Genomic DNA, 18,571 nt, shown 5'->3' with positions numbered 1-18,571 from the left:
TTATCAGTCCGGATAAACAGTGAGTATTTCTGCGTCATACATTGCCGCAGCCAGATAGACGGTGCCGGGAATATCCTGGGTAATGGTCAGCCCGATCAGGTGACGGCTGGCGGGTTTCGCATCATCAATCAGGCGCTCCATTTCTTCGTACATGGCTTCATCGATACCCGAATCCAGAACGCCGATATCGAGTTTGAACGTGCCCGGCGGATCGTCGGTTTCCCACCATTCGGTGACCTTAATGACATAACCCAGAGGCTCGACCACGCGTTTGATGGCGCTGATGGTGCCTTTATGCTGATGGATGAACCAGGCAGACTGAATCACGCTGCGTTTTGTCGCTGTTGGCCATTCGCTGTCCCAGCGATCGACAGAAAGTGCCCATGCCAGATAGGGCAGAAATTTTGCCGGGCAGGTTTGCGGATCCCATAAGGTTTTCAGCGGAACATCCACACGGGCCAGTTCCGCGCAGGCTTCGGCAGCTGCCAGTTCCAGCGCGGATGAACCACTGGGCAGCAGCCTGTTACTCATCGGAACCTCCGACGGTAATCACGTAATTTGTACAATAAGAGGCTTGCGTGCTGTCGAGCACAATGTCTGCGGTGGGTTTAGCAAGCTCAACACGCTGGACGCCTTCGACATGCAGTGCGGCATAGATGGCGGAAAGCCTGATATCGCGGCCCAGGCGATGTTGATCGCTGATATAAGATTTCAGTTTTTCTTCGGCTGCCAGAATGATAGGTTCAGATTCTGGCCCCGGATACAGATAGAGCGTGGCATCAATTTCATAAGGCACCACACTGGCTGATTGCACCAGAACCCGGTCGGCAACAGGTCGTACATTTTCGTCGTTCAGTGCGATACGGACTTTCGTTAATAAGTCTTCCGGAGCGATACCATTGGCTTCACGCGACAGCACAGAAATAGTGACATTGGCGGGGGAGGGACTGATAACCGAGATGTCCGCCACCCGGCCATCTGCAGACAAACCGTGGAATTCGTATGACCCGGACGGGCCGGCAACACTCATTCCTTCAAAGGCCTGCGGGATGCGCGTTCGGAAATCTGCATCACTTTCCATGACAGCTGCGACTGGAGGAACTGTGGAGTTATCTGCAGGCGCCAGCACCAGTCTTTCTACGCCATTATTCGCCGCAAGCTGATCCAGATCACTGCCCGTCGCATAGGCCACCATCACGGCGCGTGCGGCTTCGTTCACCCGCTGGCGCAGGATCAGTTCGCGGTAGGCATTCTCCTGCAACAGTTTGACCAGCGGTTCGGATTCCAGCGTCAGCGTGCGGCTGATGGCCTCCTGCTGATCGGCTGGATAGAGCGAAATCAGCGTCGTTTTACGTTCTTCAAGCAGGCTTTCATAATCCAGTTCTTCGACCACATCAGGGGGCGGTAACTGGCTCAAATCGATCGTTGCCATAAGTGTCAGCTCACAGGAATATTCAGGGAAAAATCCGTTGCCGTGTCGTTACGGCTTCCGGTCAGTTCCACCACCATCTTGCCGGTGTAATCGGTCTCGAAAGTGATGGCATTCAGTGAAATGCGGGGTTCCCACTGCAACAATGCGGTGTAGCAAATTGCCATCATCTGCAGTTGCAGTGCGCCGTTTTGCGGCTGGTCGATCAGCTCAGAAAGTAACGAACCGTAATTGCGGCGCATCACTCTGGAACCGACCGGCGTATTCAAAATGTCGCTCACGGACTGGCGGATATGGTCGAGATCTTCGATAGCCATACCGCTGTTTCTGTTCATCCCCAGGTACTTGGGATTGCTCATTGCGGGCCTCCTGTCTGACCGCCGCCGGTCTGAACACCGCTGTGGCGGTGAGTGTGCACAACGATGCCGTTGGATGTCAGGCTGCCGCCGCTGTGGGTTAAGTTGCCGGTCAGCGTGCCGCCTTGTTTCACCTCGAGAGATCCGGTGGTCAGTTTGCTGGTGCAAACTACTTCCGGCGTGTCGAGCGTGATGCGGGTGCTGGCGGTACAGCGGATTTCGGGTGCGGTCACCTCAACCTTTTGCGCTGCGTTAATCACGGCTGTTTTAATGCCCGTCACTTTCAGAGCGCTTTGTGCCGGTTCGTATTCAAAAACTGCGCCGTCCGGGAAGGCCAGATGAAAGGCGTCCGGCGAGGCAGATGGGGCGGGCGAAGCATCAGAGAATACTGCCGGTAACACGAATGCCGTATTAAGCTCGCCGCCCATCGAGAGCAGCAAAACCTGTTCACCGACGGAGGGCGCCCACCAGCTGCGCGTACGTCCGGCGCGATGCGTCATCCACGGCAGCCAGGCTGTCACGTTGCTGCCCGTTTTGACGCGGCAGCGGGCGTTGGCAAGATCCAGTTCGGAGACTTTGCCGATGCGTACCAGATTGCCAATCAGCCGCATTATGTCGTTGAGTTGAAGAGTCGTATTCATGGGATAAAGGATGCCGTTTCAGAGGGTTGAGCGACAACCGGTGACCGTTCGCCAGCGGCTGACACAACAAGGTTTATCGGGTTACACCGTCCAGCTGCTGATCAGTTCGCCGTTGAGATAAACCTGACGCGGCAGCGCCACATTTTCTGGCAGTGGCGGTTCCGGGAGATGAGTGATGGTGCGCACCTCATCCTTGTCACTTACCTGGACGCGTTCTGTCAGTTGCAGCACCAGAACGAGGCTTCGTTCCTGCTGAGTGAAGGTAAAATCATTTAGCCGGTGCAAGGCGTTGCCGAGAATTTCAGGCTGATTAACCTGCAGCCAGTCGAGAACGGTGACCACGGCCAGATCGACCAGCGTTTCGCTGAGCGCGTCGTCAGTGATCGTCACTGTCAGCGGATAGCGGTACTCAAAAGAAAGCGAAGGTGCAGATGTGGCCACCACATTGCCTGGCCCGGTGGCAATCACCAGTTTTTCAGGCGTAGCCGCAAGCAAGGGGATCTGTTCAATCAGCCGTTGTTGCAATTGAATCGGTTTTTGCATGTTGTGCCTCCTGACACTTTTTGATGGCTTCAATTTGTAAGCCGCAATCCATCAGCGCGGACTCCAGCTGAAGAATGTCGGTACTCAGATCTTCATTGGTGGCCGGTTTGCTGGCCGGAATAGGGCATGAGCTGACCGCCGGACAGCCAACGTAAATAATCGCTGGCGGAGCTGAAGGCGGGACGCTGGTGCAACCGGCTGATATCAGCAGGCAGACTGCTGTCAGCCCACTGACGGGTTTGCGGATCATCATGGAGGCTCCTCTGCCTTTGTTGTTCACGGCTTTGCATCACTTGCCGGGCGGTGTTCAGGTCTTCGCGTAACGCCAGTTCAGCTTGCTCGCGCTGGCGCATTTGCTGGTTCAGTGTGGCGATCAACTGCTCGCGTTGTTGTAACTGTGTAATCAGGGCATCGCGTTGCTGACTGGCATTGTTGAGGTCGTGCTGTAATGAGCGATTGGAAAGCAACAGGATGGCGACCAGTAAAACCATCCCCGCCAGAAGTGCTGTTAACAGACGCATTCAGACTCCTTTCAGGCAGAGAGTACGTTCGGCATTTCGCCTGCGTTCCAGACCCCGGTTGCGTTCGCCATTAACGAAAACCCACCGTGGCAACTGGTCGCAGGCTTGTTGCCACTGCTGTTGGTTGATGAAAAACGCCAGTGTTGATTTACAGGCGGCACCGGTGCCGACGTTAAAACTGAAGGACACCACGGCATCAAAAACCGGTTGCGGCATGATCACCGGCATACATTTTTTTACGGCGCGCTCTGTCTGCTGAATATCCCCCAGCAGATTTTCAGCGGCCTGATGTTCGGTGACTTCCTGTGCCGGTTTAACGCCGGCCGTATGACCGATGCCGCTGGTCCATACGCCAGCGTTGCATTGATAGGGTTGCAGCTGACAGCCTTCAAAATCGGTGATCAACCGCAGACCCTCTTCTGACACCTGCAAGGAGCTGTAGCCTGGCAGTGCTGCCATCAGCCCCAGGACCACGGCGGCACTACAGCGTTTAAGAGTTGAGGTTTTCATAGTCGTCTTTGCTCAGACCTTTACGTGCCAGCAACTGATAGCTTTTGCGCCGGTAGTACCAGTTGATCAAAAACGTGCCGACGCCAACTGCTGAGCCGACCAGAAAGGCGACGTCCTGCGATGTCAGACTGGCGAGCCAGGTCAGCGAAGTGGCGATGAAATAGGCGCAGCCTGAACTGATGCGCTCCGTATTCAGTCCCATAATTTGATCGTTTCCTGAACCGGTTGTTCTGCAATGTCGGGCATAAAGACGGCTGTGCCGTGAGGTAATAACGGGCCTAAATCCGCGATGCCAATATTGGCGGCATACACTTTTTCGACGACGAGTGCCGTGCGGTTGTAATAGCGCCAGCAAAGAGAATCGAGGGTATCGCCCTGTTCTGCATAGACTTTCATGAACTTTCTCCACAAGTGAGTGAAATCGTCAGGAGGTGAGTTCAGTCTGCGCAATAGCACGCCGGGCGGCAATCTGAGTGGGATGTGAAACAGCTGGCACAACAGGTAAGCAGACAGCGAAGAGAGGGAAAGGGCGGGGCGCTTAGTCCGGAGGGAAACCGGTCGGGCAAGCGCCAGTAATGTTGGCTACTACCGCCGCAGGATCTGGCAATCAGTGGGTGTCGTCAGTGCTCCCGTTGCAATACACAACGTCCTGGTTCTCGTCAGTCAGCGCCTGGCTGGCCAGCTCTGAGATCAGTGACATCACGACCAGGAATTCTTTTGGATTGCATTGCGCCGTCTGCGAAATGTCTGCGATCAATTGTATCCTGGACAACGTTAACTGTTGTTTAGTCAGGTTTTCCATTTTCTCCCCTCGCCAGATACTGTGTTTATATACAGTATTCTTTAATTGATCTGATACGTCAACAGCCAGAGTATTTTAAAATTTATAATCCATTGAATTTATGTATGAATTTTTATTGGCGCGGTTTTTGTATCAATGACTGACTTTGTCAGGCGGGAGGCGATCCACAGTTATTGACAGAACTCCAAGGTATACGAATCTTCGATATTTCCGTATAAGAAGGCCGGTGACGGACAGTCCGCCACTGTGCAGTGTGTGTCAGAAAAATATGAGAGATGCCCAGATGAGGGGCATAAATGCCGATGACTTTATTGCGGGGCTCGTCGTAGGCATTTTTCTCCTCGCTGAGTTGACGGGCAACGCGAACCGTTTGCGCCTTGCGGGGAATGTGAATACCACCCTGTGCCTGAATATAACGGGCGAAATCACCTTCATCGGCAGCGCTGCGCACGTTTTCAACCCGTGCGTCAAAACGGCTGGTCAGATTCTGGTAGCGGATCCGCCTGCATTCTCGCCAGGCGCCGACCGAGGGAATACCGATGGCGTGGAATTGTGGGATCCGCCACGTCGAGGCCCAGGAGGTGACCGCAGTGGCGATATCTGTCAGCAAGCGTCCAGAGTCAAAATCGGTTTCGCCATCGAGCGCGTATCCATCGATATTCTTGGCGACGTATTTCGCGATATATCCGGCTGCGCCACCCCGGTTTAGCGGCTTGCAATTGAAACGTGACTCAGCGGCACCCGGTTCATCCGAATCTTCTTCAAGAGCATAACGGCGCATAACCTCTGTCACTTTTTGCTGCTGATCCTGCGGTGTGAACAACATCATGTGCCAGTGCGGCGTGCCGTCATGATGCGGTTCGACGACGCGCACGCCGTAAACTTTCAGGTTCCGGTCTTTAAAAGTGGTACGGATTTTTGCCCAGACAGCCACCAGATAACGCTGCGCATCTTTGGGGGTAAACGCGTGCTGCTCCCATTTCTTATTAAAGATTGGAGCAGTACGGGTTCCGGTGGTTTTCAGCGGATGATATTTTGACGGCGTGGTCAGCGTAATAAACAGCCCACAGTCGCGCTGCCGGTCAGCGACATCTTCGACGCCGGCGATCAGCGTCATCAGTTCCATACGACGAAGTTTGGGATTGGAAATGCTGGCCAATACGGTATCCAACAAACTCAGCGTTTCACCGGATTCAACATTTTCGAGCTGGCACTGTTTCAGGTAGTTGATGGCGGATAAGCGGCGTGAGACCACGTCACGGATGGCGTTTTTACTGGCATAAGGCGATGTTGCGCGGCTGACATAACCGCAGGCAATCATCAGGGACTCCCGCCACAAACGCTGTTTTGAACGCAGCTGTTTTTCCCACCATTCGCCGTTGACCAGACGTGAAATGCTGGCGACAGCCGAATGCGTTGTCATATGGCCTTTTTGCCATTTCTGCCAGTAAAGAGGTTGTACGCGGCAGGAACGTGCCATCGCGGCAACATGCCCGTAAATCTCCTGCTGGGTGCTGTCGCGCAACAAAATGCCGGGTTCGTCAGGACGGTTTTTCAGCCAGCATTCACAGTGATATTCATAGGCATCCTGCATTTGCACGGCAAGTTTGTTGGCCAGCCTTCTCAGACCGTCATCATTAAGATCGGGCAAGCGGTTAAACATTTCTTCTTCAGTGAGTAGCTTTTGCGAGATTTGACGATTCAGTGTGTTTCGCGCATTTACCAGCTTAATACGCGGCCATACGCGTTGCGTGAAAACTGTCATCAGGAAATGAAACGCCGCGCGCACTCCTTTAGTTTCCAGTAAAAATGTATGCCGCTGATATAACGGCGTGCGCACGCAACGGGGCAGTGCTGCCAGCTGAGAAAGGGCCGTTTGCTGGCGCTGACAAAAGTCACGGGTCAGTGGTTTTTCCAGCGGGCTGCTGAGCGCTGCGCGGGGGGCATTCCACCACCAGGCACCCGCAAAATATTGCCCTGATGTCCGGTTAAATGCAGGTGGGGGCGAAGGGATTGTTCTGCCTCTGATATTCTCTGACATACATTGATTCCGAAAAATAAAATAGAAAATCCTCTCCGGAAATAATATTATTTCCAGCGTGATGATTAATTTAAATAATATTAATTAGACTTTTTATACGGGGCGGTAATTCTTTCTTTTAATCTCCTCAATTTCCTGACATTCAATACATCGCTGTACACCGGGGATGATTTTCCTGCGTGGCTCCGCAATCGGAGAATCACAATCCACGCAGAAGAAGGCCGACAGTGAAGGCCGGGTACGGGTTGCCTGCGTAATCTGCGCTTCGAGGATTTTTAACTGATACTCCTGCGATTCATCTATCCAGTCTGCCATCAGTAAAGTTCTCCTTTAAATATCGCCGTGAAGTGGCGAAGTGATAATAATGCCTGCATTATTTTCATTTTTTCCTCATTATTTAATTGTGAATATGTCAGTAAGGTATGATGGCGTTTAAGACCGGCGTGAAAACATAATGTGAGTTTCCATTTTTCAGGAGCCTGATCATAAATAACCTCAACCTGATTCTTACTCTGAACGAAATAAGTTTCTTTCAGATGAGCGATATGGCGCAGGCCGGTCTGGCGCTGCTGCTCTGTTCCTAAAAACATCGCGTCTCCTTATTTCTCCACGACGCCGTAAATTTGGTATCATGGTCGTCTGTCGGTACATTACATAATCAATCTAAACTTGCATTTGCGAGTTGTCAAGATGATATTTACAGATTCAGGGGTTTTCGCCAGATGCAATTAGATGAACTTGAAGGTGGAAAAGCTGTTCTGACGCGTATGCTTCAGGCTTACGGCTTTAGCATGCAGAAGGAACTGGGGGATCTGTATGGATTATCATCTGGCACGATAAGTACCTGGGTAAGAAGAGATTATTTCCCCGGTGATGTGGTCGTGGCCTGTGCGCTGGATACCGGCGTCTCGTTGCGCTGGCTGGCAACGGGCAAAGGCGCGATGCAGGATGCAAGCTCTTCGGCTGCCGTGGCGTCAGGTGAAATCCGTCAGCTTAAAAAATTGAGATTGCGCGGCGGGGAGCTTGAGGAAGAAGGCCTCTGGACGGTTGACCCTTCGCTATTGGACGATTCGCTGGCGCAGCCTGCGTATATCGTGAAAGGCAATCATTCATGGATTATCGATCTGGGCAGCACACATCCCGGCAATGGTCGCTGGCTGTTGGACATTGATGGTGATCTGGACGTTTATGATGTGGCCCGTATTCCTGGTAACCGTCTGAGCGTGACGCGTCAGGAAAGCCATTTCGAGTGTGGCGTGGATGAAGTGACTGCTTTAGGGCAGGTATTTATTACCCTGGATCGTAATCTGTAAATTTCGTCTCCTCAGCAGCTCCCTGTTGCTGAGGGTATTTCTGACGTTGTTCTCCTTCCCTCCCCTGAAATTCCTTTTTCACCGCTGACAAACCGTGTGTAATATTTACGGTACATCCTTTTCGTCTGATCCGCTTTTTATGTAAAGTTAACTTTCCGTTGTCTGCATATCAATGGTGAAATGGTAATGTTAAGTTTACAACTAAGGCTTGCTAAGTTTACGTGCTGTGTTAATGTTGTCCGCAGATGCCGCCGTGGCAGCCCATTTTCCTTATAACGGAACACGATCATGCAAAAAGACGCCCTGAATAATGTTCATATTACTGCTGAACAAATCCTTATCACTCCTGAAGAGCTGAAAAACCGTTTTCCTTTAAGCGTCAGCGACGAAAACAGTATTTCCGAAGCACGTAAAACCATCGCGGATATCGTCCATGGTCGTGATCCTCGTCTTCTGGTGGTGTGTGGCCCTTGCTCAATTCATGACGTGGATGCGGCGCTGGATTACGCGCGTCACCTGAAAACACTGGCGGCCGAACTCAGCGATCGTTTGTACATCGTGATGCGTGTTTACTTTGAAAAGCCGCGGACCACTGTCGGCTGGAAAGGGTTAATTAACGATCCGCACATGGACGGCACGTTTGATGTGGAAGCGGGTCTGCACATTGCCCGTGATTTGTTGCTGCAACTGGTTGGCATGGGTTTACCGCTGGCGACAGAAGCGCTGGATCCCAACAGTCCGCAATACTTAGGTGATCTGTTCAGCTGGTCAGCAATCGGTGCGCGTACGACCGAATCTCAGACTCACCGCGAAATGGCGTCTGGTTTGTCAATGCCGGTGGGCTTCAAGAACGGGACTGACGGCAGCCTGGGTACGGCGATCAATGCGATGCGTGCTGCAGAAATGGCGCACCGCTTTGTGGGGATCAATCAGGCCGGTCAGGTTTGCCTGTTGCAGACTCAGGGCAACCCGGACGGGCATGTGATTTTGCGCGGCGGCAAAATGCCAAACTACAGCGAGCAGGACGTTCAGGCCTGTGAAAAACAGATGGCCGATGCGGGACTCCATCCTTCCTTGATGATAGATTGCAGTCACGGTAACTCAAACAAAGACTATCGTCGCCAGCCTGTCGTGGCTCAGTCTGTCATCGATCAGATTAAAGCCGGTAACCGCTCTATCACGGGGCTGATGCTGGAAAGTCATCTGAACGAAGGCAGCCAGTCTTCTGAACAACCGCGTTCAGAAATGAAATACGGTGTGTCTGTTACGGATGCCTGCATTAACTGGGAAACCACGGAAAACCTGCTGCGCACGATGCATCAGGAACTGGGCGACGCGCTGGCGGCACGAATCGCAGGAGAGTAAGTTTTTATGGTGGCAGAACTTAACGCGTTGCGCGATCAGATCGACGACGTTGATAAAGCGTTGTTAGATCTCTTATCACGGCGTCTTGCGCTGGTGGCAGAAGTCGGGGAAGTCAAAAGTCGTTATGGTTTGCCGATTTATGTCCCTGAACGGGAAGCGGCAATGCTGGCTTCACGCCGTCAGGAAGCGCAGAACCTCGGTGTTCCGCCCGATCTGATTGAAGATGTATTGCGCCGCGTGATGCGTGAGTCCTACTCAAGCGAAAACGATAAAGGCTTCAAAACATTGCATCCGGCATTGCGCCCGGTGGTGATTATTGGCGGAAACGGGCAGATGGGGCGCTTGTTCACTCGTCTGCTTGAACTTTCCGGTTATCAGGTAAAAGTGCTGGAGCAGGAAGACTGGCCGCAGGCAGAAACATTACTGGCGGATGCCGGAATGGTGATTGTCAGCGTACCGATCCATCTGACTGAAGAAGTGATCGCACGTCTGCCAAAACTGCCGGATGACTGTATTCTGGTGGATCTGGCGTCAGTGAAAAATCGTCCGCTGCAGGCGATGCTGGCGGTGCATGAAGGTCCGGTGCTTGGCTTGCATCCTATGTTTGGGCCGGATGTCAGCAGCCTGGCAAAACAGGTTGTGGTGTACTGCGATGGTCGTGAACCTCAGGCCTATCAGTGGTTGCTGGAGCAGTTACAGGTCTGGGGTGCTCGCCTGCATAAAATCAGTGCGGTCGAGCACGACCAGAACATGGCGTTCATTCAGGCGTTACGCCACTTTGCAACGTTTGCTTATGGCATGCATTTATCAGAAGAAAACGTTGAAATCGAACAGTTGCTGGCTCTGTCTTCACCGATCTATCGCCTCGAACTGGCGATGGTTGGTCGCTTGTTTGCACAGGATCCGCAGCTTTACGCTGATATTATTATGTCGTCAGAAAGTAATCTGGCGCTGATCAAACGTTACTATCAGCGTTTTGGCGATGCACTTGCTCTGCTGGAAACGGGTGATAAACAGGCGTTTATCGATAAGTTCAGGCAGGTTGAGCACTGGTTCGGTGATTATGCACCGCGTTTCCTGAAAGAAAGTGGTGCGTTACTCCGTCAGGCCAACGACAATCGCAAGTAAGCTTTTCGGAAATGCTGTCTGTAAATGAAAAGAAGGGCGTTGCAGTTGTATGCAGCGCCCTTTTTGTTTGTGGAAAATTACAGGTCGACGGAAACGACGTTTTCGCTTGGATAACAGCCGAGAACTTTCAGCGAGCGTGTGATTGGAGCCAGATCCTTCAGCGCCTTTTTCATCTCTTCTGAACGCAGGTTTGCCTGCACATCGATATAAAACATCTCTTCCCACGGATTACCGTTGATCGGACGTGATTCCAGCTTGGTCATGATGATGCCCTGATCACGCAGCACCAGAAGCGCGTTCACCAGCGCCCCCGCTTGCTGGCCAGTGGCCATAATCAGCGTGGTTTTAGCCGGAACCTGGTCTGTCACTTCAATGGCTTTGCGCGCCAGAATAATGAAGCGGGTGATGTTTTCCTGCTGGTTCGCCAGGTTGTGTTCGAGCACCTGCAATTTGTACAACGCGCCACCGGCTTCGCTGCCCAGCGCAGCCACGTGCGGAGAATTGGCTGCCGCCACTTTCTCCATCGCCGCCGCAGTGCTTTCGCAGTATTCAATTTTCCAGTGAGGGAAGCGGTTAATGAACTGGCTGCATTGCTGGAAGGGTTGCGGATGGCTGTAAACCGTCTGAATCTGAGATAAATCCGTGTCTGCCGCCACCAGAACGCAATGATCGATAGGGTTTGTCAGCTCGCCCACAATCGACAAACTGGTGTGTTGCAACAGGTCATAAACATCATTGATTGAGCCGGAACTGGTATTTTCAATCGGCAATACCGCGTAATCAGCCTGGCCGGTTTCAACCTGAGAAAAGATATCCTGGAATTTCTGGCAGCCACATTCGATGAACTGGTCGAAATGACGTGCGGCAAACTGACGGGCGGCGAGATGTGAATATGAACCTTTCGGACCGAGGAAAGCGATGCGGGCTGAATCAGAAGAGGTTTTATTCAGATGTTGCTGCAGGAGTGCCTGCTGTGTGAGAACGGAATCTTCAATGATTAGCTGATAAACGCGGGTGATATAATGACCGTCCAGCCCCTGTTTTTTCCCTTCCTGAATCAGTGTGTTAATCAGTTCGGCTTCGCGTTCTTTATCGCGGATAGGGCGGTGAGAGTGCATTTTGGATTGCGCGACCTCAATCGCCATCGTACGTCGTTCTGCCAGCAGGGCCAGCAATTTCAGGTCTAATGCGCTGATGCGTTCGCGCAGAGCCAGTAATGAGTTCTCGGTCATGTTATTACCCTTTTAGATGTTCTTTCTTTCAGCAAAATGTGTAAAACGCAGGCATAAAAAAAGCCCCCTTTTCAGGAGGCTTTGTTGTTCGTCTTCGCATTCATTCTTTCGCGACGAAACGCCTCCCAATCAGGGGAAGGTAAAAAAGAATGCGAAGAAAAACAGACGGGTATTCATGTATACGTTGTTTCCATAAGTTTGAGCAGAGTCTTAAAGTAACCGCTGGGTTTTCCCTGTGTCAATAAGATTCCTTCAGACACAAAAAACGCGCCCCTCAGAGCGCGTTGTTACTGACATGCCGGATAACCCGGTTATTCCTCTTCTTCCTGCACCGGTTCCAGATTGAGTTCTTTGACGCCGGACTCTGCACGGCGGGCCTCACCTTTATGCTGCGCTTTATTGAGCTGGCGCTCGAGTTTGGTCGTCATTTCGTTAATCGCAGCGTACATATCATCGTGCGTAGCACTGGCAACCAGTTTTCCGTTTGGTGTACTGATGGTCGCATCGGCGACAAATCCCTGAGGTTCTTTCGACAGGATTATGTGTGGGTTAATGAGCTGAGTTTGCCATTTATCCAGTTTTTTCAGACGCCCTTCGATGTGTTCACGAATCGCGGGGGTGATGTCCATTTGTTTACTGGTAATGTTGACTGTCATATAACTTACCTCTCTTCTTTCCGTCTCCGATGAATCCAACATACCAGCCTTTTTTACGAAATGCGTCCCTAAACTCGCGGTTTTTTGTCACTTTTTGTCAATGTTGAAGTTTATGTGACTCAGGGTAATTAATGGCCGGAAAGGCCTTGAGACTTCATTCAGGAGCAGGCATGATTGATAGGATCAGTACGTTATTCTTTCCTGTGTTTCTGCAATTATCCCCTAAAAAGAGCCAAAAAAAACGGCAGCCTGAGCTACCGTTTGTCCACGGACATGTAAAATTATGCTGCGCTGTTGGCGGCAATAATTTTCGCGACTTTATCAGCCTGAGTGTTCAGCTGCAGTTCACGGTAGGCGTTTTCCATCAACGGCAGCGCATCATGCGTTGCTTTCGTATCCGGATAATCTTTCAGCATTTGTTCTACACGGTTAACGACAGCGACGTAAGCACCGCGTTTAGTGTAGTATTGCACCACTGACAGCTCGTATTTCGCCAAACGATCTTTCAGGAATACCAAACGTTTAGTCGCGTCAGTGGCGTACTGGCTGTTTGGATACGTGTGGATCAACTGGCTGAAATCACGGAATGCTGCACGTGCATGCTGTGGATCACGGTCTGAACGATCAACACCGAAAAATCCTTGCAGGGCACTGTCATCCAACGCCATATCCGTTAAACCACGCATATACATGACGTAGTCGATATTCGGATGTGTTGGGTTCAGACGCATAAAGCGATCAATAGAAGCCTGAGCCATAGGCAAGTCAGCAGACTTGTAATAGGCATAAATCAGATCTAACTGAACTTGCTGCGAGTAAGGCCCAAACGGATAGCGGTTATCCAGCGCTTCTAATTGCGCAATAGCGCCTTTAAAGTTACCGTCCTGCAGCTTTTGCTGGGCAGTGGCATAAAGGACGTTAGGCGGGTTATCGGGAACCGTTTCTTTGGAACTGGAGCAACCGACCAGCGCCAGGCTCAACGTGGCTGCTGCCACCAGATATTTCACACGCGTCATGACGTTTTGATTATCCTCAGGTGTTATTCTGGGAGACTGTCCGTTAAGCTCCCGACAAAGACCAGCTACAATAGCACATTATTTTAAACGGCATCGCCGTGAAAACCCAACGTTAACCAAGAAGCTGCATATGGCACAACAAGTACAACTCACCGCAACGGTGGCCGAATCTCAACTCGGTCAACGGTTAGATCAGGCTTTGGCCGAATTGTTCCCTGATTATTCAAGATCTCGCATAAAAGATTGGATCCTTGAAGACAGGGTCACGGTCAATGGCAAAAAAGTGACCAAACCAAAAGAAAAAGTGTTGGGTGGCGAGGCTATCGCAATCGATGCGCAAATTGAAGAAGAAGCGCGTTGGCTGCCACAAGATATCGCTTTAGATATCGTGTATGAAGATACTGATATTTTAGTCATCAATAAACCCCGTGATCTGGTTGTTCATCCGGGCGCCGGGAATCCTGATGGCACGGTACTGAATGCGCTGCTGCATTATTATCCTGCAATTATTGATGTACCGCGCTGCGGCATCGTGCATCGCCTGGATAAAGATACCACCGGTCTGATGGTGGTGGCGAAGTCGGTGCCTGCACAAACGCACCTGGTGACCGCACTTCAGGCCCGCGAAATTACCCGCGAATATGAAGCCGTGGCGATTGGTACAATGACGGCAGGCGGCACAGTGAATGAGCCGATTGCGCGCCATTCCACCAAGCGTACGCATATGGCGGTTCATCCGACTGGCAAACCGGCGACGACACACTATCGCATCATGGAGCATTTCCGTGCTCATACGCGTCTGCGCTTGCGTCTGGAGTCCGGTCGTACACACCAGATCCGCGTGCATATGGCGCACATTAACCATCCTTTGTTAGGCGATCAACTGTATGGTGGCCGTCCACGTCTGCCAAAAGGTGCTTCAGAACCGTTCATTAATATGCTGCGCGGATTCGATCGTCAGGCTCTTCACGCTACCATGCTGCGTCTTTATCATCCGGTCACTGGTATTCAGATGGAATGGCATGCGCCACTTCCGCAGGATATGGTTGACCTGATCAATGCGCTTAAAGCGGATACCGAAGAGTTCAAGGACCAGATGAACTGGTAATGAGCGTGCTTATCCAGCCTCAGTGGCCGCAACCGTCATCGGTTCGATCATATGCGACAACCCGCGAAGGAGGTGTCAGTTTGCTTCCTTTCGGTTCGCTTAACCTTGGCGATCATGTCGGAGATTTACCTGAACATGTCGCCTTGAACCGTCAGCGTATAATCGAACTTGGCGGGCTTCCTGCTGCACCACACTGGCTGGAGCAGGTTCATGGGATCGACGTTGTTCGTTTGACGGCGCAAACCCCCCGGACTCCCTCTTTAATTGCTGATGCGGCTTATACCCGCGAGCCGGGTGTTGTCTGTGCAGCAATGACAGCCGATTGTTTACCGGTTCTGTTTTGCAGTAAAAACGGCGATGAAGTCGCTGCAGCTCATGCGGGCTGGCGGGGATTGTGTGCGGGTGTATTAGAAAATACAGTGGCCTGTTTTGAAGCGACTCCTGGGGACGTGATGGCATGGATGGGACCGGCGATTGGCCCTTCTCATTTTGAAGTTGGCGGCGAAGTTCGCGAAGCCTTTATGGCTGTGGACTCTGCCGTATCCGTCGCTTTCAGACCTGCAGGTGCCAAATTCATGGCCGACATTTACCAGCTTGCACGGTTTCGCTTGCAAGCTGCGGGTATCACCGCCCTCTACGGCGGTGAATATTGCACTGTGACAGACAGCAACAAATTTTACTCTTACCGGCGCGACGGAATTACCGGACGGCTGGCAAGTTTAATTTGGCTGATATAACCTATCGAATCAAGACGATCCATCACGCATAACAGCTGTCCTCTGAATATACTGCCAAGATAACCTTGAAAACGTGAGGGTTGACCTCATCTAATCTCCAGTAGCAATTTTGTTCAGTATTGGAGGTGTTATGCGTCTGGATCGTCTTACCAGCAAATTCCAGCTTGCCCTCGCGGATGCTCAGTCACTCGCGCTCGGGCGCGACAATCAATTTATCGAACCTGTTCACCTGATGAGTGCTTTGCTTACTCAGGAAGGCGGAACCGTACGTCCTTTATTAACGGCGGCTGGGATAGATACCCAGAAACTGCGCACGGACGTTGATCAGGCTTTGGGGCGTTTGCCGCAAGTTGAAGGTACCGGCGGTGATGTTCAACCATCCCATGAGCTGGTACGTGTTTTAAATCTTTGTGACAAGCTGGCACAACAACGTGCCGATACTTTCATCTCTTCAGAACTGTTTGTTCTGGCCGTGATGAAAGACCACGGCTCTTTAACGGATCTGTTAAAAGCCAGCGGTACAACGGCCGAGAAAATCACAGCGGCTATCGATCAAATGCGTGGGGGTGAGAAAGTGGATGACCAGAATGCCGAAGACCAACGTCAGGCATTAAAAAAATTCACTATCGATCTGACCGAACGTGCCGAGCAGGGCAAACTGGATCCGGTCATCGGGCGTGATGAAGAAATTCGCCGGACTATTCAGGTTCTGCAACGTCGTACCAAAAATAACCCGGTGCTGATTGGTGAGCCAGGTGTCGGTAAAACCGCGATTGCGGAAGGACTGGCACAGCGCATCATTAATGGTGAAGTGCCGGAAGGTCTGAAAAATAAACGTGTGCTTTCATTAGACATGGGTGCATTGGTTGCCGGTGCCAAGTATCGCGGTGAATTTGAAGAACGTCTGAAAGGCGTGCTGAGTGATCTGGCTAAACAGGAAGGCAACGTCATTCTGTTTATCGACGAATTGCATACCATGGTCGGTGCGGGTAAAGCCGATGGCGCAATGGATGCCGGCAATATGCTGAAACCGGCTCTGGCGCGTGGTGAACTTCACTGTGTAGGTGCGACGACATTAAATGAATATCGTCAGTTCATCGAGAAGGATGCGGCGTTAGAGCGTCGTTTCCAGAAAGTGTTTGTTGCCGAGCCTTCTGTTGAAGACACCATCGCTATCTTGCGTGGTCTGAAAGAACGCTATGAGCTGCATCACCATGTACAGATTACTGACCCGGCTATCGTTGCGGCGGCCACACTGTCGCACCGTTATATCTCGGATCGTCAGTTACCGGATAAAGCAATCGACCTTATAGATGAAGCGGCATCCAGCATTCGTATGCAGATGGACTCTAAACCGGAGTCTCTGGACCGTCTCGATCGCCGTATTATTCAGCTCAAACTGGAACAGCAGGCGCTGAAAAAAGAGTCTGATGATGCCAGTGTGAAACGTCTGGAAATGCTGGAAACCGAACTGAGCCAGAAAGAGCGTGAATATTCTGAGCTGGAAGAAGAGTGGAAAGCTGAGAAAGCATCCCTGACCGGCACGCAGAATATTAAAGCCGAGCTGGAGCAGGCAAAGATTACGCTTGAACAGGCTCGCCGCGTTGGCGATCTGGGCCGTATGTCAGAATTGCAGTACGGTAAAATCCCGGAACTGGAAAAACAGCTGGCAGCGGCGACTCAGGCAGACGGTAAAACCATGAAGCTGCTGCGCAACCGTGTGACAGATGTGGAAATTGCCGACGTGCTGGCGCGCTGGACCGGTATTCCGGTTGCCCGGATGCTTGAAAGTGAACGTGAAAAACTGCTGCGTATGGAAGAAGAACTTCATAACCGTGTGATTGGCCAGAACGAGGCGGTAGAAGCAGTATCGAATGCCATTCGTCGTAGCCGCGCAGGATTGTCAGATCCAAACCGTCCGATCGGGTCATTCCTGTTCCTCGGTCCGACCGGTGTGGGTAAAACAGAGCTGTGTAAAGCGCTGGCGACATTCCTGTTTAACAGCGATGACGCGATGGTTCGCATCGATATGTCAGAGTTTATGGAAAAACACTCCGTTTCACGTCTGGTCGGTGCGCCTCCGGGTTATGTCGGTTATGAGGAAGGGGGTTACCTGACCGAAGCGGTTCGTCGTCGTCCTTACTCTGTCATCTTGTTAGATGAAGTTGAGAAGGCGCACCCGGATGTCTTCAACATCTTATTGCAGGTGCTGGATGACGGCCGTTTAACTGACGGGCAGGGGAGAACAGTTGATTTCCGCAACACGGTTGTCATCATGACCTCTAACCTGGGCTCTGACATTATTCAGCAGCACTTCGGTGAGGCCAGCTATGCGCAGATGAAAGCGTCGGTAATGGAAGTGGTCACACACAGCTTCCGTCCGGAATTCATCAACCGTATAGATGAAGTGGTTGTGTTCCATCCGCTGGGTCATGGGCATATCAAGAATATCGCCAAGATCCAGCTGGCACGTTTGTATAAACGCTTAGAAGAACACGGCTACACGGCAACGCTGACCGATGCGGCGCTGGAACTGCTGGGTAACACAGGATTTGACCCGGTTTATGGTGCGCGTCCATTGAAACGTGCCATCCAGCAGGAGATTGAGAACCCGCTGGCTCAGCAAATCTTGTCTGGCAAGCTGATCCCAGGCAAACCAATTACTGTCGATGTGGAAAATGATCACATCATCGCAAGACAGTAAATAGATAAGTAGCGGCCTTATAACGGGCTCCGGAGTCATTCGGAGCCCGTTTTTTATGCATTACTTGTGTGTTACTTATTCATTTGGTGAATTTATGAACGCTTGGTAGGAAAAGTGAAATTAGCCCTTGCGGCCTGCTGAGAACTCCCTATAATGCCGCTCCATCGACAGGGAACAACGTGAACAACATCACGAAGTGACCGGGTCGGAAAGATTAAAAACAGCGGCAACCGGATAAAATAAACGGTTGACACTGAATGAGGAAAGCGTAATATACGCCACCTCGAGTTAGCAAGCGAAAGCGCGTAACTCACTGCTCTTTAACAATTTATCAGACAATCTGTGTGGGCACTCACAAGACGATATCAGCCACCTCGGTGGCAAAAAATATCAAGTCTTAGAGTGACCAAGCAGTAATTCATTTAGTTGAATTATTACGAAGTAATCTCTGAGCACCGCTTCACTTGTT

Annotated in this window: 24 protein-coding genes and 1 other annotated feature; of the genes, 6 read left to right on the top strand and 18 right to left on the bottom strand. The window is 51.4% G+C overall.

Annotation, left to right across the window (positions count from 1 at the left end):
* Positions 1 to 3: 3 nt before the first annotated feature.
* The 14 genes from ABIC79_RS18085 to repB all read right to left on the bottom strand — a co-directional run bounded on the left by ABIC79_RS18085 (position 4) and on the right by repB (position 7,433).
* Entirely contained in the window at positions 4 to 531 is a 528-nt protein-coding gene (locus ABIC79_RS18085; RefSeq protein ID WP_119261253.1) for a phage tail protein I, read from the bottom strand.
* Positions 524 to 1,432, bottom strand: a complete 909-nt coding sequence (locus ABIC79_RS18080; protein WP_119261254.1) for a baseplate assembly protein — start codon at positions 1,430 to 1,432, stop codon at positions 524 to 526. Before ABIC79_RS18080 ends, ABIC79_RS18085 begins: the two co-directional genes overlap by 8 nt.
* A gap of 5 nt (positions 1,433 to 1,437) precedes the next feature.
* Positions 1,438 to 1,788: a GPW/gp25 family protein gene (locus ABIC79_RS18075; RefSeq protein WP_013574050.1), complete on the bottom strand. Its 351-nt coding sequence runs from the start codon at positions 1,786 to 1,788 to the stop codon at positions 1,438 to 1,440.
* A complete protein-coding gene (locus ABIC79_RS18070) occupies positions 1,785 to 2,426 on the bottom strand; it encodes a phage baseplate assembly protein V (protein WP_013574051.1) in 642 nt (213 codons plus the stop codon). Before ABIC79_RS18070 ends, ABIC79_RS18075 begins: the two co-directional genes overlap by 4 nt.
* 81 nt (positions 2,427 to 2,507) lie before the next feature.
* Positions 2,508 to 2,969, bottom strand: coding sequence for a phage tail protein (locus ABIC79_RS18065; RefSeq protein ID WP_112198271.1), 462 nt, complete (start codon positions 2,967 to 2,969; stop codon positions 2,508 to 2,510).
* Positions 2,932 to 3,174, bottom strand: coding sequence for an Rz1-like lysis system protein LysC (gene lysC, locus ABIC79_RS18060; RefSeq protein WP_232829710.1), 243 nt, complete (start codon positions 3,172 to 3,174; stop codon positions 2,932 to 2,934). Before lysC ends, ABIC79_RS18065 begins: the two co-directional genes overlap by 38 nt.
* Positions 3,062 to 3,490 (bottom strand): Rz-like lysis system protein LysB, encoded by a 429-nt coding sequence (lysB, locus tag ABIC79_RS18055; protein ID WP_037034126.1) that lies wholly within the window; start codon positions 3,488 to 3,490, stop codon positions 3,062 to 3,064. Before lysB ends, lysC begins: the two co-directional genes overlap by 113 nt.
* Entirely contained in the window at positions 3,491 to 4,000 is a 510-nt protein-coding gene (locus ABIC79_RS18050) for a lysozyme (RefSeq protein ID WP_250981205.1), read from the bottom strand.
* Positions 3,981 to 4,202 carry an HP1 family phage holin gene (locus ABIC79_RS18045; RefSeq protein WP_013574055.1) on the bottom strand — a complete coding sequence of 74 codons (222 nt, stop codon included), beginning with the start codon at positions 4,200 to 4,202 and terminating at the stop codon, positions 3,981 to 3,983. Before ABIC79_RS18045 ends, ABIC79_RS18050 begins: the two co-directional genes overlap by 20 nt.
* Complete coding sequence (locus tag ABIC79_RS18040) at positions 4,193 to 4,396, bottom strand: tail protein X (protein ID WP_013574056.1); 204 nt, start codon at positions 4,394 to 4,396, stop codon at positions 4,193 to 4,195. The genes ABIC79_RS18045 and ABIC79_RS18040 overlap by 10 nt, the downstream gene beginning before the upstream one ends.
* 211 nt (positions 4,397 to 4,607) lie before the next feature.
* Positions 4,608 to 4,802, bottom strand: a complete 195-nt coding sequence (locus ABIC79_RS18035; protein WP_013574057.1) for a hypothetical protein — start codon at positions 4,800 to 4,802, stop codon at positions 4,608 to 4,610.
* 148 nt (positions 4,803 to 4,950) lie between these two features.
* Entirely contained in the window at positions 4,951 to 6,843 is a 1,893-nt protein-coding gene (locus ABIC79_RS18030; RefSeq protein ID WP_121020123.1) for a replication endonuclease, read from the bottom strand.
* Positions 6,844 to 6,936: 93 nt separating this feature from the next.
* Entirely contained in the window at positions 6,937 to 7,158 is a 222-nt protein-coding gene (locus tag ABIC79_RS18025) for a TraR/DksA C4-type zinc finger protein (RefSeq protein WP_037034123.1), read from the bottom strand.
* Positions 7,158 to 7,433, bottom strand: coding sequence for a phage replication protein B (gene repB / locus ABIC79_RS18020; protein ID WP_037034122.1), 276 nt, complete (start codon positions 7,431 to 7,433; stop codon positions 7,158 to 7,160). The genes ABIC79_RS18025 and repB overlap by 1 nt, the downstream gene beginning before the upstream one ends.
* Positions 7,434 to 7,565: 132 nt before the next feature.
* Here repB and ABIC79_RS18015 point away from each other — a divergent pair, with 132 nt between their 5' ends.
* The 3 genes from ABIC79_RS18015 (at position 7,566) to tyrA (ending at position 10,649) form a co-directional block, all read left to right on the top strand.
* On the top strand, positions 7,566 to 8,156 hold the full coding sequence (locus ABIC79_RS18015) for a helix-turn-helix domain-containing protein (RefSeq protein ID WP_013574061.1): 591 nt from the start codon (positions 7,566 to 7,568) through the stop codon (positions 8,154 to 8,156).
* 288 nt (positions 8,157 to 8,444) lie between these two features.
* The gene (locus ABIC79_RS18010; protein ID WP_013574062.1) at positions 8,445 to 9,521 is read left to right on the top strand and encodes a 3-deoxy-7-phosphoheptulonate synthase; all 1,077 of its coding nucleotides are present in this window, start codon (positions 8,445 to 8,447) and stop codon (positions 9,519 to 9,521) included.
* 6 nt (positions 9,522 to 9,527) lie between these two features.
* The gene (tyrA, locus tag ABIC79_RS18005) at positions 9,528 to 10,649 is read left to right on the top strand and encodes a bifunctional chorismate mutase/prephenate dehydrogenase (protein ID WP_013574063.1); all 1,122 of its coding nucleotides are present in this window, start codon (positions 9,528 to 9,530) and stop codon (positions 10,647 to 10,649) included.
* 77 nt (positions 10,650 to 10,726) lie between these two features.
* Here the strand turns inward: tyrA and pheA are convergent, their stop codons facing one another.
* From pheA to bamD, 4 genes are all read right to left on the bottom strand, one after another.
* The gene (pheA, locus tag ABIC79_RS18000) at positions 10,727 to 11,881 is read right to left on the bottom strand and encodes a bifunctional chorismate mutase/prephenate dehydratase (RefSeq protein ID WP_013574064.1); all 1,155 of its coding nucleotides are present in this window, start codon (positions 11,879 to 11,881) and stop codon (positions 10,727 to 10,729) included.
* Between the two features lie 53 nt (positions 11,882 to 11,934).
* Positions 11,935 to 12,059: a sequence feature (Phe leader region), on the bottom strand.
* On the bottom strand, positions 12,011 to 12,058 hold the full coding sequence (locus ABIC79_RS25670; RefSeq protein WP_369794779.1) for a hypothetical protein: 48 nt from the start codon (positions 12,056 to 12,058) through the stop codon (positions 12,011 to 12,013). It overlaps the preceding feature by 48 nt.
* Before the next feature lie 133 nt (positions 12,060 to 12,192).
* On the bottom strand, positions 12,193 to 12,537 hold the full coding sequence (gene raiA / locus ABIC79_RS17995; RefSeq protein ID WP_013574065.1) for a ribosome-associated translation inhibitor RaiA: 345 nt from the start codon (positions 12,535 to 12,537) through the stop codon (positions 12,193 to 12,195).
* A 281-nt stretch (positions 12,538 to 12,818) separates the two neighbouring features.
* A complete protein-coding gene (bamD, locus tag ABIC79_RS17990; RefSeq protein ID WP_013574066.1) occupies positions 12,819 to 13,553 on the bottom strand; it encodes an outer membrane protein assembly factor BamD in 735 nt (244 codons plus the stop codon).
* Between the two features lie 130 nt (positions 13,554 to 13,683).
* Between bamD and rluD the strand changes: the two genes are divergently transcribed.
* From rluD to clpB, 3 genes are all read left to right on the top strand, one after another.
* Positions 13,684 to 14,661, top strand: a complete 978-nt coding sequence (gene rluD / locus ABIC79_RS17985) for a 23S rRNA pseudouridine(1911/1915/1917) synthase RluD (RefSeq protein WP_037034119.1) — start codon at positions 13,684 to 13,686, stop codon at positions 14,659 to 14,661.
* A complete protein-coding gene (gene yfiH, locus ABIC79_RS17980; RefSeq protein ID WP_112152138.1) occupies positions 14,661 to 15,398 on the top strand; it encodes a purine nucleoside phosphorylase YfiH in 738 nt (245 codons plus the stop codon). The genes rluD and yfiH overlap by 1 nt, the downstream gene beginning before the upstream one ends.
* Before the next feature lie 130 nt (positions 15,399 to 15,528).
* Positions 15,529 to 18,102: an ATP-dependent chaperone ClpB gene (gene clpB, locus ABIC79_RS17975; RefSeq protein ID WP_354568015.1), complete on the top strand. Its 2,574-nt coding sequence runs from the start codon at positions 15,529 to 15,531 to the stop codon at positions 18,100 to 18,102.
* Positions 18,103 to 18,571 lie beyond the last annotated feature (469 nt).

It is taken from the genome of Rahnella sp. 2050, from assembly GCF_040544515.1.
GTDB lineage: Bacteria > Pseudomonadota > Gammaproteobacteria > Enterobacterales > Enterobacteriaceae > Rahnella > Rahnella aceris.
Note: the sequence above shows the minus strand (reverse complement) of the source record. Positions and strands in the feature narration are given on the sequence as shown.